Source organism: Clostridioides sp. ES-S-0001-03, from assembly GCF_020676075.1.
In the GTDB taxonomy this organism is placed as follows: domain Bacteria; phylum Bacillota; class Clostridia; order Peptostreptococcales; family Peptostreptococcaceae; genus Clostridioides.
Genome location: NZ_JACVWJ010000001.1, coordinates 381843 through 398140 on the forward strand (window position 1 = coordinate 381843; position 16298 = coordinate 398140).

Here is a 16298-nt window from a genome sequence, read left to right on the forward strand (position 1 = left end):
TTATGATTAGGTGTAAATTTAGAATTTATAAGTTTAAGAAATAAAGTTATATCTTAAAGGTGAAGTATCTCTACTATTCTAAAAATTAATGAAATTTATTAAATTAATCAAAAAAATAACAATCATTTAAAAGTTAAAAATAGTTAATTAAAATTGATTAGAATATCCTTTTTTTTAATTTTATCATTGATAATATTTCTTAAATAATAAATGTTCTTTGGTGGAGTATAGTCTAAATAATATAAGTTTCATATCAAAAACCTATCCAATAAATAATATGAATACATAGAACAACAAAATTTCATATCTAAAAAACTATTTTGAGGCTTAGTTTAACTTATATTTCCAGACAAAAAAATTATATAATATACTTGACAAGTATAATTTGATTTATTCTAATTATTTACTGTCGATTATTCGATTTTTTTCTTATTTTTTTGTTGCATATAAGTATGTGTTTATGGTACGATTTACATGGTGAAATAAATAAAGGGAGGTGAAAAATAAATATTCGTGAAAAAGTTTTCAAATTGAGGTATTTTATGGTTAATAAATTATAATAGTATCACCTCAATTAATAATGTCAAAGCGAATATCTAGGTAATCACTTTAAAACAACAGTTTTTATATTTAGGTTCACAGAATTCATGTGTATGTTTAACAAGAAATAAATTTAATCTGTGAAGAGATAGTAGTTTATTTATTTAAGTTGACAAGTAATTGAATGAAGTATTTAGAAATTTTTCAAAAAAATAAAGACAGTATTTATTTGTATAAATACATGTTGCTTTATTCAAAACTCCTTTAAAAAGGCAATAGTAAGGTGATTACACCGTTTGCCATAAAAGGAGGAATTTAGTTTGTAAAATACTATCAAGTAAAAAAATAAGAATTGCATATAGTAAAGAGTTTCACATTTAATTAGTAGTAGTTAAATTAGAAAAAATTACTAGAGTGATGAATTTAGAAGTTAGATATAAAATTATCCATTGTGTTATGGCAATATTGTATTTAAGCTAAATAATAATTAATGAACTAATAATTTATAGTTTGGTTTTTTGTGGTGTCAATTTATAAAGATAACAGGTTATAAATATACCTGAAAATAATGAATTTATATAATTTAAATTTATAGCTATATTATTTTGAATTTATTGACAATAAAGATGTTAATCTTTATTCCATGAAAACATCTAGATTCTACAAATAAAAACGCAATTATCTTAATAATTATTACGAATTGTTTTACAAAACAATATCACCATATCTTTCATTGAAAGAAAGAGTCTGGATAAAACGTAGAAAATATAAAAATACAATTAAGAAAGGATTTAAACTTATGAGCACAACAGTAAATAAAAAGGGTAAATTCCCTATAGGATTTTATATCTGTGCAACAACTTTCTCGTTTGAAAGAGCAGCATATTATTCTGCAAAGTTTTTAATTTATATATTCCTTACAACAGCAATTGTTAAAGGTGGTCTTGGAATAGATAAAGGACAAGCAGCTATAATGCAAGCTAACCTTGTTGCATTCACATATCTTGCGCCAATAATTGGAGGATATATATCAGATAGATGGATAGGAGCTAGGTATACTATACCTATAGGTATGCTTATCATGGGGATAGGATACTATCTTGGTTCTATTGCAACTACAGCTTCTATGGTAAATGCAATGATAATTCTAGTTTCAATTGGTACTGCATTCTTTAAAGGAAATGTATCAGCAGTAAATGGACAACTTTTTGATAATCAAGAAGAACTTGATACAGCATTCTCAGTACAATATTCTTTTGTTAATATAGGTTCTTTCATCGGAACAACAGCAGTAGGTATACTTTATGCCAATACATTTATGAAAAATGGAGTATATGGTTTCTCTCAATGTTTCTTCATAGCAGCTGTTCTTTGTGTAATTGGTGCAATATGGTTCACATATGGATGGAGATTCCTTGGAAATGCAGGAAAAAGACCTTTTAAAGAAGGTGTGGTAGCTGAGAAAGTTGAAGAAAAAGATAATGCTCCTCTTACAAGTATGGATAAGAAGAGAATTTGGGCTATTATACTTATTTCATTCTTCTCTGTAATTTTCTGGTTATTCTGGTACCTAACTTATCTTGCAGTTTATGATTATGGTGCAGCGTTTGTAAACATGACTATTGGAGGATTTGACATTCCTTTAGCTTGGTTTGACTCATTAAATGCACTTGTATGTATTGTACTAGGACCAGTTCTTGGAGCATTATGGTTTAAACTTGCCAGTAGACCACAAGGTGATATAAGTTTATTTAAGAAGACAGGTCTTGGATTAATATTCTTAGGTCTTGCATTCTTAATGCTTGTTGGAGCAGAGCTTACAAGAGGTGTTGGAGCTCCTGAAACTGTTAAAGCTAGTATAATATGGATAATTATGTTTGGTATACTTCTAAGTTTTGGAGAAATGTTATTCTCACCACTTGGGAACTCTTTCGTAAGTAAGTATGCTCCTAAAAAACTTCTAGGTGTTCTTATGGGAGTTTGGACATTTGCTACTTTTATAGCTGGTCAAGGATATGGATATATATATGCATTTACTCTTAAATTTGATATGATTAAAGTATATACTATAATTCCAGTGATACTATTTGTTGCAGCTATATTATTATTCTTATTTGACAAGACATTAAGTAAACTTGTTGAGGAAGATAACTAATCAATAAATAACTATTATACTAATGAGATTAATTTAGTATGGTTATATTGTATTAGATTGATATAAAGCTAATTGGTAATAATCATAAAGTGTTACTTTTTAACACGATATATGGTGAAATAAGTTTATTAAATAAAATATATAAATAAAAATACTAGTCAATTAAGACTAGTATTTTTATTTATTGTTAAATCAGATAAAAAATTAATACACAATTTCTCCACTTAAAATAGTATAGGCACTTCCTCCAATTTTTACAGAAGTGATATCATTGTTTTCTTTAGATATATTTACATATACCTTTCCAGGTCTATTTATAAAGTTTCCTTCTTCACCAATAAAGTCAGTTTTATCTAAAATATTGTGTTGTACTATATAAGATGATACACAAGCATTGCCAGTTCCACATACAGGGTCTTCTGTGACTCCAACATATGGAGCTATAGATCTTAAATGATAGTCACAATTTTTATCTATAGTTTCTATACAAAATGGAGTTATTCCAATTAGATTATTATCAGCACTAAATTCTTTTATTTTATTTAAGTCTGGAGAAATATTTTCTAAATCATCTAGAGACTTTAATCCAAAAACAAGCCACCAAATTCCTGTATTTACTTTCATAATTGGATATTCAAGAAGTCTATCTTCTTTTACACCTATCATTTGTGCAATCTCTTTTTTATAGCTATTTAGATTTTCGAATTTAGGAGGATTTTGTTCCATCATAAATATGTTTTCATTATCTATTTTCTTAAGTTCTACAGATAGTACACCAGCTTTTGTCTCTTGATAAAAGATATTCTTATTAGTATTAAGTTTTCTTTCTTCTAAAAGAGCATGGAATGTTCCTATTGTAGCATGACCACACAAGTCAACTTCTAAGCCAGGTGTGAAAAATTGAACCTTGAAATCTGCTACATCAGATTCTGAAACAAATGCAGTTTCTGATAAATTCATTTCCTTTGCTATATTCTGTTTGATTTCATCAGAAATATTGGACGCATCTGTGACTACACCAGCAGGATTTCCTCCAAAAGGTATTGTTGTAAATGCATCAACTTGTTTGATTTTAACTTTATTCATCTTTAAGACCCCCTTTTATTTTTTGTGAAATATAAATTTCATGTTGTATGTATTGATTTCCAATATATAAAATATTAGAATTTTTTGTCCAAATTGAAATAGCTTCATTACCTTCAGATAAATTTCCTGTTAATATTTCAGAATCATCTACAATTAAAAGAATACCTTTATAAAGTTTTTTGTTTTTAAGTGTAGTTTCATTACCTCCATGGATATGAATATTGCTTAGACCTTCTATCTTTTTATCTTCCAAAAGTAGTATTTCAACATTAACATTTTTTTTAGAAGCAGTTAAAAGCTCATCTTTTAGGTCAAGAATTTCTTCATGAGAACAAGAAATTATAATTTCTTGTTTGGCGTTATTTATCATTTCGATTGCTTTTTTTAATATATTTTTAGAGCTTTTTATGTTTAAAACATATTCTATACTTTTTCCTTTATTTAATACCTGTAAGTTGTTTTCTAGTTTGTCCATAGAATTATTGAATTCTTCTTTTTTACTTTTTAGTAATTCATTAGGGTTTATAGGTACATATTTTATAGGATCAGTTTCAATATTGATAATTATATTATTGTTAAGTAATTTTGTTATATTTTCGTAGACTTTTGATTGTGGTACACCTGATAATTTACTTATTTCATAACCAGTTAGAGGGTTTTCCTTTAGTAATGATATGTAGATTTGTGATTCATATTTGGTAAATCCTATGTTTTGTAGTTCGTTAACTATAGTATCCATATATAAACTCCTTTAACAAAAGTATAATAACTACCTTAGTAGGTACTAATATTATTTTATAATGTATATATATAATTGTCAATCATACAAAGCAAAAAATTAAGTTATAAATTAGAAAAGTTTTTTAGTGTATTTTTGAAATGAAGCTCAAATTTAGTTAACATATATATAAAGTTTACAGATTTCTATAATTACTACATAAGTAACTATTGAATTTGCATAAATAAGTTTAATTAATGTTTGATTATGATGATAATCTTAAGAGTGTTAAAAATAGATGGTTACAAAAAAGTGACTAATTGAACTAGTACATAAGTCGTAGTATATTAATATCAAGAAAACAATAAAATAATAAAGGAGATATATATTATGGCAAAAATAATAAATAACAATGAATTTATAAATGAAGTAAATAACAAAGAAGGATTAGTAGTGGTGGATTTCTTTGCTACATGGTGTGGACCTTGTAAAATGTTATCACCAGTATACGAGGCTTTAGGAAACGAAATGTCTGAAAAAGCAAATTTCTTAAAAGTAGATATAGACCAAAGTATGGAATTAGCCCAAAAGTTTGAAGTTTCTACAGTACCAACTGTAATAATATTCAAAGATGGTAAACCTATAGATAGATTAATAGGGTTTATACCTAAAGATAATTTGAAAAATAAAATTGAATCATATATATAACTAATTTCGATTATTTATAAGATTTATTTATGTAGTTACAAATAAGTGCCTAATTGTCAGTGATATTGGCTATTGATATTATATTTATATAAAAGAAAAAAGAAAGGTTACTAGAAAATAGGTGAGATTATGAGATACGACATTGCAATAATAGGAAGCGGACCAGCAGGACAAGGTCAAACTGCTGTATCTAGTGCAATTTCACATTTAGATAAACAGAAAATAAAAAAATCTGTACTTGTTGATACTTATTAAGTAAAAGTAAATAGTAGTACTAGTGGTTATAACTATAAGTTTATATTTATAATATAGTTAATAAATTTTTACATATATTTGAAATTATTATAAGTATTTATTGTTGTTTTATACAATATTAAAAGAAGTATTTAAAGTTAATAAAATAGAAATTACAGATATTATTTATTTAATACACTCCTAACACCAAAAGAAGTTATTTCAAAATAAAGATTTGACTACAGAAAAAAGTGGACTTTATCAGATGAGTCCACTTTTTTTGTAAAGTGTTGAATAGTCTATATGTAAATAAAAAGGGTATCTCATTTATAATTTAAGAATATTGTAAGACATCCCCTTTTTAAGTGTGCAATAAAATTGTCTTTTTAGCTATTACTTATCTATTACTAAAAAGGAATAAAAAAATTTTATTTAAAAGCCAAATTTTTAATAGCATATAAATAATTCTCTTTCGTATTTTTAAATTTAATAAACTCAAGTTTTAGTTATGAGCTTGTTTAATATAGGTTATGTTCTTGTAAAGAATTTTGTTAATTAATTCTTATTAATCTCTATTTTGGAATTATTAAATATGATGAACAAGTTAATAGTTATATTGGTAGAGATATTAAATAGAATAGTAATTAAGCATAAATTTGACAAGTATGAATATTTGAATAATAATAAGGTTAGATTTTATATAAGAATTAAATAATTATAATATAATTAACATTCAATAAACATTAATTATATATAATGATTAAGTTGATATTTTATTTAGGAGATGATTATATGAGAGTATTAATAATAGAAGATAATAAAGAGCTTTCTTATAATATGAAGATAGGGCTGGAAAATGAAGGATTAGTAGTAGATATAGCAAATTGCGGATTAGATGGAGAAGAGAAAGCATTTATAAATGACTATGATGCTATATTATTAGATTTAAATTTACCAGATAGAGATGGAATAGAGATATTAGAATTTTTTAGAAGTAATAATCTAAATACTCCTATAATAATTGTAACAGCAAGAGATGGAGTAAATGAATTGGCAAAAGGTCTTGATTTGGGAGCTGATGATTATATAGTAAAGCCATTTCAAATTATAGAATTGAGAGCTAGGATACAAGCAGTTGTAAGAAGATTTTATGGTAGGACAAATTCAAATATAGAGGCAGGTCCTCTTACAATAAGTCCATCATCTAGAAAAGTGTATGTGTATAACAAAGAAGTAAACCTAGGAACTAAAGAATTTGATATAGCAGAATATATTGCAAGTAGATATCCAGATATTGTATCAAGTATAGATATATCAGAACATGTTTATGATGAATACTTTGACCCATTATCATCTGTATTAAGGGTACATATAGCTAGATTAAAAAAGAAATTAAGAGAAGTTGCAGGAAAAGAGATAATAATAACTACTAGAGGGATAGGATATTCCATATGCAAGGATTAAAAGATAAAAAAACTATAGTTTTAATTTTATATTCTGTTATAGTCTTTATAATTTTTACAGTAGGTTTGAAATATATTATAAATATATCTAATACAAGTAAAGAATTAATAGCTAATGATTCAAATTCATATTATGGAACGAATATAGATAATACTTATAACACTATGGAAGATAAGACTTTAGATAAAAGATTAAGTTTTGATTATAATCTTGTACTTAATAATAATTTTAATATAATTATAATGTTATTTTTTGCCTTTACAGTAACCTCTAACTTTATCCTTTTATCAATATTGAATAGACTAGAGTTTAAAGAAAGAATTGAGATATTAAATAATATAAATAATATAGAAGATGAAGACGAAGTGTTGAGTATAGACCCTATTATGTCTAAAGTATATAAAGATTTAAAAGATAAATTTGATTCTCATATTGAAGATTATAAAAGATTAAATTCATATTTATCTCATGAACAAAAAAATGCCATAGCAATACTTAGAACAAGCTTAGAATTAAGCGGAAATGAAGAACTATTGAATACTCTCAATAAAGTTGCAAATAATGTGGAAGATGTACTTGCAATAAGTGATACAAAAAATAATGAAGATATGTATGAAGTTGACATAGCTTTAATATGTGCACAAGTATGTGACCACTATTCTAAAGTATATGCTAATTTAAGTTTTGATTTTGATGAAGATGAAAATATGAGTATCTATGGGAAAGAAAAGTGGATTTATAGAGGTGTATCCAATCTTTTAGACAATGCAATAAAATATGGTGAAGGTAAAGATATATGTGTAAATGTGAAAAATCAAAAAGGTAGTGTCATTGTATCAGTAAGAGATAATGGTATTGGAATGAACAAACAGAGTATGAAAAAAATATTTTACGATAGATATAGAATAAATGAATTAAATAAAGATGGATATGGTATAGGTCTTAGTTTAGTAAAACATGTATGTAACTTATGTAATGGATTTATATGGGTAGAAAGTGAAGAAGGTAAAGGGTCAATTTTTTATTTAGTATTTAAAGAATATAAAGAATAAATTAAGATAGATATAATAGCTCTAAGACACTATTGAATTGGTAAGAGGAGATGTGAAGTGTATATTTTAAATAATGCAATCAAAAACTTACTTAGAAATAAATTGCGTAATTCATTTAGTACAGTTGTTATATTATTAATGGTCTTAGCAATATTAATTTCCTCAATAATAAATTCAAACGTTAATGTGATAAAGGCGAATTATGAGAAAAAATTTGAATCAGAAGTTCAAATTAAGCTTGATGTTAAAAAGATTGTTCAAAGTGATTCAGGAGAATCTCTAATAAAATATAGTAACTTGAGTGCAAATGATTATTTAAATTTTGCAAAGTCAAAATATGTAAAAGAAGTATCTTTTATTGGAAATATCACAGCATACTTTGATGATAATAAAAAATATAATTCTAATGATGACAGACAAATATTATATGATGATATGAGGGCTGAAAATTGCGGGATTATGGGATATACAGAAAAGAATGAAAGTCTTAAGTACTATAATCTGGAGAAGGTAAAAGGGCGATTATTTCAAAAAGATAATGAATGTATGGTAAGCGAAGAATTTATTGATATTAATAAGTTGAAAATTGGAGATACGATATCTCTATTAAGTGATTATAGTACTAATACAAAACTGAATTTAAAAATAGTAGGAACATATAAGAAAAAAGATAATAAGAATGTTAACGATATAGAAATAGCTCAAGATGAAAGTATATATGATAATATATTAACTACGTATAATACTTTAGTAGAATTTGAAAAGAAGATTGAATCAGAAAATCCAATAATTTATACAAATGCTAGGTTTTTATTGATAGACTCTAATAGTAGAAAAGATTTTGAGAAAGAGGTAAGAGATAAAGGTCTAAGTGACATTTATAAAGTTACTATAGATGAGTTTGCGTACAGTAAATTAATAACTCCAATGCAACATTTGTCTAATATAGCTTTTACAGTTACGCTTGGAATATTAATATTAGGTTCGATATTATTGATGATAAATTCTATAATATCAATAAAAAAAATAAAGTATTACATTAGTGTGTTAATGTTAATTGGAATGCCTAAATTTAAGATAGTTCAGAGTTTTATATGTGAAAGTATTATGATAACTTTGGTATGCCTTATACTTGGAGGAGGAATTGTAAGTATATCAGCTTCAAAACTATCAAATTATGTTTTTGAATATCAAAATCAATATAATGTAATACATAATGTTGATTTACTGAATAATAGAGAATATAAAAATATAGATATAAATAGTGATGATATCAAACAAGAAATAAAAAGTTTAAGAGATAAATTGATTCCAAATCTGATATTTAAGATAATTGTTGTAGCGATAATATTGATATTATTAACTAGCATAGTGGCCATATATAGTACAATTGTATATAAACCAATACAGATAATTTATGATAGAAATTAGGTGATGTAGATTGGTAATACTAGAACTGATAGATGTTAATTACAAGTATGAGGGAAGTAATAAATATGTATTAAAAGATGTAAGTGCCAAATTTGAAACTGGAAAAATGTATGTTGTTATAGGAAAGCATAAGGCAGGAAAGAGTACTTTGTTATCTATAATATCAGGTCTTGATGATTACACTGATGGAAGTATTATTTATAAGGGTAAGGATTTAAGAAATATAAATAAGGATATGTATAGAAATAAAGATATAGGAGCAATATTTAAAGATTATAACTTATTAAATAATGAAACTATTTTGGAGAATATGTTTTTACCAATGAGAATTAGTGAAAATAAGAAAAAGAATAAGAGGGAAATAGCATGTAAAATTCTACAAAAGGTAGGAATTGATAGAGAAAAAGTACTGGATAGAGTAGAAAACTTATCTTATTATGACAAACAAAAAGTGTGTATTGCTAAGTCATTATCTAATAATCCTGACCTAATAATATGTGATGATATTATAGAGAGTACAGATGATAAACGTGAAGAAAATCTAATAAATGTGCTTTACAATTTGGCACATAAAGATAATAAATGTGTGATAATAACAACAAGTTCAGAGGAAGTTGCTTTATTTGCTGATGAGATATGGGGAATAAATAATGGAAAATTAATGTTTATAAAAAGTAAAGAAAAGAATATGGATTAAACTTTAAAGAAGTTGTTTCAGTTTAAATTGAAATTATATGAAAAATATTTAAATTACACGAAAATGAGCTACAGTTGGGGGGAACTGTAGCTCATTCTATTTTGGGGGAGATAGGTTGAACTTATTGGTTATCCGTATCATATTTTTAGTATAGTCACTTATTTTAGATTATATACATTTTTTTATAAATTTTACATAAAATGTTAAATGTTATAATTGCTTAGATATTATTAGAAGTGATAAAGTTATAATTAGAGAAAATTAATGAAAAAATGTATTATAAATAATTGGAAAATATTATATAAGGTATTAAAATATTAATGTATTTACAGCAATTTAGGAAAAAATACGAAATCTATTCATAAATACAAAATAAAAATATAATTTAAAAAATATTTGATAAAAATTTCATATAAAGAATATTTTATATTAATCTCATTTTAGGTATATCTATTAAAAAAAAACTTATAATACAATATAATTTAAATTTCAATAAATACTTAATAAATGCGCATTTAGATACTTGAAAATACTGGAAAATATATGGTGTAATAAAAAATCTTGAATAACTTTAAAGAATTGAATATATATAATAAATATTTAAATATATTTAAATAAAAAAATACAAAAAACGACAATTATATAGTGCACAATTAAAATATTTTGCAATTGTAGTATTATAGGGGAAAATGCAAAATATATGCGAAAGTGAAATTTTAAATATTGACATTAAATTAAATATAATATACTATGTAAGTGTGATGAAACATTTTTTTCAGAGGGGATTTATAGTGAATATAAAAAAAGTATTTAATAACAATGTAGTAGTAAGCTCCCTAGAAGATGGCACAGAAATAATTGTAACTGGTGCTGGAGTTGGATTCAAGAAAAAAGTAGGAGATTTGATAGATGAAAGTTTGATTTCTAAGAAATATTTTGTTCAAGATAATCAAAAAGACAAATACAATCAAATACTTAATAAAACCTCAATTGAATATTTTAAAATTTCAGAAGAAATTATAGAAAAAGCTAATGAAGTTTTAAATACTCAAGTAAATGATTCAATAATATTGGCTTTAACTAGTCACATAGAATTCGCTGTCCAAAGAGAAAAACAGGGTATAAAATTACCAAACCTGATACTTAATGAAACAAAACAACTTTATAGAGAAGAATTTGAATTTGGATTATGGGCAATTGATGAAATTGAAAAAAAGATAGGTATAAAGTTGCCTGAAGATGAAGCAGGCTATATTGCTATTCATATAATCAATGGATTAGAAAATTCTCAAAAAGATGAAGGTATTAATATACTAGAGTTTTCAAAACAAGTTGTTCAGATAATAGAAGAAGTACATGGATTTAAATTAGATGTAAACTCACTGAATTACTCTAGGCTTATAACTCACTTAAAGTTTTTCGTTCAAAGAATTTTAAGAAAAGAAACTTACAAAGATAGTGATGTTGAAGATATGTATAAACTAGTAAATAAAAACTATAATAAACCTAAAGTATGTACTGAAGAAATTGCAGCATTGGTATTAGACAGATTTGAATATAAAATTAGTAAAGAAGAAGAATTATATCTAATGATTCATATAAATAAAATAACAAACAGTGGTTGTTAGGATTGTAACTGATAAAGCAGGCAAAACCTAAGTCATTGAACTTAATTTTAGTTAAGTTTTTTGATTTAGGCTTTTTTATTGAATACAGACAGTGACTTTTAGGATTGTAACTGGTTAAGCAGGCAAAACCTAAATCATTGAACTTAATTATTAGATTAAGTTTTTTGATTTAGGTTTTTTTATTAAATAAACACAATGGATTTTAGGATTGTAACTGATTGAGCAGGCAAAACCTAAATCATTGAACTTAGTTATTAGATTAAGTTTTTTGATTTAGGCTTTTTTATTAAATACAAACAGTGACTTTTAGGGTTGTAACTGGTTGAGCAGGCAAAACCTAAATCATTGAACTTAGTTATTGGATTAAGTTTTTTGATTTAGGTTTTTCTATAAATTAGATTATGTTTTTTATATAAAAATAGGAGGGTGAAAATATGAAAAAAAATAAGTTAGGTCTATGGAATTTCTTCCAAATGTTAGGAAAAACGTTTATGTTCCCAATAGCATTACTTAGTGTTTCTGGTATGATGCTAGGTCTTGGGGCTGGTTTTACAGATCCTAAGATGATTGCAATGGTTCCATTTCTAGGAAATGAATATGTTAATATGATTTTAAATTTCATGTTAACAATAGGATTATTTGCATTTAATAACTTGGGAGCATTATTTGCAATGGCAATTCCATTAGGATTATTAAAAAAAGAAAAAGAGTTTGGTGCATTTTCAGGTTTAGTAGGATTTATAGCAATGCATATAGGTACAAATTTTTATTTAACAAGAGCTGATTTATTAGTAGCAGCAGACCAAATGTCAACTAATGGTCAAGCCATGATTATGGGTATACAAACATATAACACAAGTGTTTTAGGTGGTATTATAGCAGGTTTAATTGTTTATGCAATGTATGATAAAGTTAGTAATTTGAAAATACCAGAATCACTAGGATTCTATAGTGGACCAAGATTAGTTCCAATTGTTAGTTTAATAGTTATGAGTATTGTGGGATTATTAATACCTATTGTTTGGCCACCATTTTTCAATGCGTTCCAAAGTTTAGGAAGATGGATTTCTTCAGCAGGGCCATTAGGATATTTTTCATATGCAGTAGCTGAAAGGGTTACAATACCATTTGGATTAAACCACCTTGTAACATCTGTATTCCGTTTTACACCAATAGGTGGAACTGCTGTTATTGATGGAGAAACATACTTTGGAACATTGAATATGTTTATGGCATATGTAGAGAATAATCAGATTATACCTCTTGATTTAGCTGGTAAAATGGAGCAAGGTAAATTAATGATTCAATATGGTTTGGCTGGAGCTGCATTAGCTATATATCGTACAGCAAAACCAGAAAATAGAAAAGCACTTAAAGGACTTTTAATATCAGGAGTGTTGACAGTTATTATAGGTGGAATAAGTGAACCAATAGAGTTTTTATTCTTATTTATCTCACCAGCATTATTTGCTTTCCATACATTTATGAATGGTTTAGCAAACATGGTACTTCCATACTTAGGTGTATTGATGGGATTCACAGGAGATTTAATAGCATTTATAAGTTTTGGAGTCTTGAGAGGAACAGCTACAGGATGGCCAATATCAGTATTAGTAGCAGCTTTATACTTTGCAATATATTACTTTGTATTTAAATGGGCAATTCTTAAATTTAATATAAAAACTCCAGGACGTGAAGATAAAGAAATAAAAGTTTCTGAAGGAAATGGTTCAGATTTTAAAAATCTATCTACATACAAAGGTCAGCAAATGATAGCAGCGCTAGGAGGGAAATCTAACATACTATCATTAGATAATTGTGTAACTAGATTACGTTTAAAATTACAAGATGTATCACTAATAAATGAAGATGCAATTAAAGAAGCTGGTGGTATAGCAGTTGTTAAATTAGATGAACACACAATTCAAGTAATTATAGGTACTCAAGTGTATTCTTTAAGAAAGCAAATGGATAAGGCGATGGAAGGTCATTTGGAGGAATGTAATGATTAACTTTGATAAAAAAGTAAACCGATTGGGTACATATTGTACCCAATGGGATTATGTAGAAGATAGATTTGGAAAAAAAGGATTACTTCCTTTTACAATATCAGATATGGATTTGGAATTTCCAAATGAGATAACAGAAGTATTGAAAGAAAGATTAAATCATAGAGTATTAGGATATAGCAGATGGAAGCACGATGATTTTAAAGATTCTATCAGAAATTGGTACTCTAAGAGATTTAATTGCAGTATTGATAGCAATTGGATATATTACAGTCCAAGTGTAATGTATTCAATTAGTAAACTCATTGAAATTTTTAGTGATGAAGGAGATGGAGTATTACTAAACACTCCTGCATACAATGCTTTTTATGAAGTAATAGGAAATAACAATCGCAATATTATAAAATCTCCTCTTACAAATAAGAATGGATTTTACTCTATTGATTTTGATGATTTTGAGAAAAAATGTAAAGATTCTAAGATATTTATTTTATGTAATCCTCATAACCCAACAGGTAGGGTGTGGAGTGAATTAGAGCTTATTAAGATTGTAAGGATTTGTAAGGAAAATAATGTAAAAATAATATCAGATGATATACATATGGATATTGTATATGATAGTAAAATGACACCTGTTTTAAATGTGGCAGACAATTATTTGGAGTCTATATTTATTTGTACATCAGCATCTAAGTCTTTTAATATACCAGCATTGACTGGGTCATATGTAATTATACCTAATGAAGAGATAAGAACTAAGTTTGAAAATATAACTAGATATCGTGATTTTGTAAATTCACCAGCTATACTAGCTATTTTGGGAACAATGACTTGTTATAATGACTGTGAATATTGGCTAGATGAGTTACTGAAATACATTAAAGAGAATCTTCAATATACAATTAACTATATAGAAGATAATTTAAGGCCATTAAAGTTGGTTATGCCAGAAGGTTGTTACTTTGCTTGGATTGATTTCTCGGAGCTTAAAATAAGTAGTGAAAAATTCCAAAATCTATTAATAGATATTGGTGAAGTTGCTATTATGGGAGGCAAGGTATATGGAGAAGAAAGTGAGTTTTATTTGAGGTTAAATGTGGCATGTTCAAGAGAAAAACTTGAAGATGGTTTAAATAGAATTAAAAAAACTATAGATTATATTGCAAAAAATATTTAATATAGAAGGGGAGATGATTATGAACTATTTAAAAACAATGGTTGATGTTATGACTACTGAAATGAATGCTATAAAGTGTTTAATAGATGAAGCAGGTATTGAATATGAAAATATAGTTAATGAAATTGCAAATTGTAAAGGTAAAGTGATTTTTATGGGTGTAGGTAAATCTGCACATATAGGTAAAAAATTGGCAGCTACATTTGCAAGTACTGGTACACCAAGTTTTTTTGTACATGCAACAGAGGCAGTACATGGAGATTTAGGAATGATTGAAAGTCGAGATATTACAATTTTAATCTCAAATAGTGGTAATTCTATGGAAGTTGTAAATTGTATAAAATATGTTAAGGCAATAGGTTCTAAAACAATTGCTTTTACCTCAAATAGAAATTCAGTATTGGCAAAGGAGTGCGATTATGCTTTAATATATCCTGCAAAGGGTGAAGCTGACCACTTAAATTTAGCACCAACAACATCATCTACGATTACTTTGGTTTTAGGAGATTCTATTGCATGTGCATTATCTAAAAACAGTAATTTTGACTCAGCTGATTTTTATAAATATCATCCAGGAGGAAGTTTAGGTGAAAAACTAAAGGCAGCTAATAATGGTTAAAAGTAAAAAGGAGAGTATATTTTATGTTTAAAATGTTTAAGAAAAAATCAATAAAATCACCAATATCAGGAAAGGTAATAGAGTTATCTAAAATACCAGATGCTGTATTTTCTCAAAAACTTATGGGCGAAGGTGTAGCTATAGATTCTACAGGTGATATTGTTTATGCTCCATATAATGGTAAGGTGGCAGTTTTAGCAGAAACTAAACATGCACTTGTTATAGAATTAGAAAATGGAATGGAACTTCTTATTCATGTTGGTTTAGATACTGTAAACTTAAAAGGTGAAGGATTTGAAGCATTAGTAAGTGTAGGAGACCAAGTAAAAGAGGGGACACCAATGTTAAAAATTGACCGTTCATTAATTGAATCAAATGGTATCTCACTTATTACTCCAGTTACAATAACTAATCATTCGGAGTACAATATGAATACATATAATGTAGGTAATAATGTAGAGGGTGGAAAAGATACTGTAATTGAGTTTAAATAAAAAGTATAAAATAAAAGATTACTGTCTATAAACTTATGTTGTACAATGTAAATTTAATATAAATATGTTAGATAAAAAGGGACTTACTTGATTTTAAATTGAGTAGTTCCTTTTATTTTTTGTAATTAGTTTTATACTCTTCTCTTTATATAAGAATAGCTAATTATAAATAATAATTGTTCAAATAGAGATTTAAATATATTGTTTTGAGATACATTATAATTTAAACGTTGTATAATATATGAACTTCATAAACTTAAAATAGAAATGTTGACAATAATAATAA

14 protein-coding genes are annotated in these 16298 nt (G+C 26.2%); 12 read left to right on the forward strand and 2 right to left on the reverse strand.

Annotation, left to right across the window (positions count from 1 at the left end):
- The first annotated feature begins 1339 nt into the window (after positions 1–1339).
- A complete protein-coding gene (locus tag IC174_RS01675; protein ID WP_227433892.1) occupies positions 1340–2695 on the forward strand; it encodes a peptide MFS transporter in 1356 nt (451 codons plus the stop codon).
- Between the two features lie 204 nt (positions 2696–2899).
- On the opposite strand, the gene IC174_RS01680 is transcribed toward IC174_RS01675, so the two are convergent.
- Together IC174_RS01680 and IC174_RS01685 are read right to left on the reverse strand one after the other, a co-directional pair.
- A complete protein-coding gene (locus tag IC174_RS01680; protein WP_227481982.1) occupies positions 2900–3781 on the reverse strand; it encodes a PhzF family phenazine biosynthesis protein in 882 nt (293 codons plus the stop codon).
- Complete coding sequence (locus IC174_RS01685; protein WP_227481983.1) at positions 3774–4520, reverse strand: TrmB family transcriptional regulator; 747 nt, start codon at positions 4518–4520, stop codon at positions 3774–3776. Before IC174_RS01685 ends, IC174_RS01680 begins: the two co-directional genes overlap by 8 nt.
- Positions 4521–4889: 369 nt before the next feature.
- Here IC174_RS01685 and trxA point away from each other — a divergent pair, with 369 nt between their 5' ends.
- The 11 genes from trxA to IC174_RS01735 all read left to right on the forward strand — a co-directional run bounded on the left by trxA (position 4890) and on the right by IC174_RS01735 (position 16012).
- Positions 4890–5207, forward strand: a complete 318-nt coding sequence (gene trxA / locus IC174_RS01690) for a thioredoxin (protein ID WP_227433895.1) — start codon at positions 4890–4892, stop codon at positions 5205–5207.
- Positions 5208–5336: 129 nt separating this feature from the next.
- A complete protein-coding gene (locus tag IC174_RS21015) occupies positions 5337–5462 on the forward strand; it encodes a hypothetical protein (RefSeq protein WP_255606358.1) in 126 nt (41 codons plus the stop codon).
- Between the two features lie 771 nt (positions 5463–6233).
- Positions 6234–6905 carry a response regulator transcription factor gene (locus IC174_RS01695; protein WP_227481984.1) on the forward strand — a complete coding sequence of 224 codons (672 nt, stop codon included), beginning with the start codon at positions 6234–6236 and terminating at the stop codon, positions 6903–6905.
- A complete protein-coding gene (locus IC174_RS01700; RefSeq protein ID WP_227481985.1) occupies positions 6893–7957 on the forward strand; it encodes a sensor histidine kinase in 1065 nt (354 codons plus the stop codon). The genes IC174_RS01695 and IC174_RS01700 overlap by 13 nt, the downstream gene beginning before the upstream one ends.
- Before the next feature lie 57 nt (positions 7958–8014).
- Positions 8015–9388 carry an FtsX-like permease family protein gene (locus tag IC174_RS01705; protein ID WP_227481986.1) on the forward strand — a complete coding sequence of 458 codons (1374 nt, stop codon included), beginning with the start codon at positions 8015–8017 and terminating at the stop codon, positions 9386–9388.
- Positions 9389–9398: 10 nt separating this feature from the next.
- Positions 9399–10085 carry an ATP-binding cassette domain-containing protein gene (locus tag IC174_RS01710; protein ID WP_227481987.1) on the forward strand — a complete coding sequence of 229 codons (687 nt, stop codon included), beginning with the start codon at positions 9399–9401 and terminating at the stop codon, positions 10083–10085.
- A gap of 791 nt (positions 10086–10876) precedes the next feature.
- Positions 10877–11713, forward strand: a complete 837-nt coding sequence (locus IC174_RS01715; RefSeq protein ID WP_227481988.1) for a PRD domain-containing protein — start codon at positions 10877–10879, stop codon at positions 11711–11713.
- Positions 11714–12147: 434 nt separating this feature from the next.
- A complete protein-coding gene (locus IC174_RS01720; RefSeq protein WP_227481989.1) occupies positions 12148–13725 on the forward strand; it encodes a PTS transporter subunit EIIC in 1578 nt (525 codons plus the stop codon).
- Positions 13718–14899, forward strand: coding sequence for a MalY/PatB family protein (locus tag IC174_RS01725; RefSeq protein WP_227481990.1), 1182 nt, complete (start codon positions 13718–13720; stop codon positions 14897–14899). The genes IC174_RS01720 and IC174_RS01725 overlap by 8 nt, the downstream gene beginning before the upstream one ends.
- Before the next feature lie 19 nt (positions 14900–14918).
- Positions 14919–15518, forward strand: coding sequence for a KpsF/GutQ family sugar-phosphate isomerase (locus IC174_RS01730; protein ID WP_227481991.1), 600 nt, complete (start codon positions 14919–14921; stop codon positions 15516–15518).
- Positions 15519–15541: 23 nt separating this feature from the next.
- Entirely contained in the window at positions 15542–16012 is a 471-nt protein-coding gene (locus IC174_RS01735) for a PTS glucose transporter subunit IIA (RefSeq protein WP_227481992.1), read from the forward strand.
- Positions 16013–16298 lie beyond the last annotated feature (286 nt).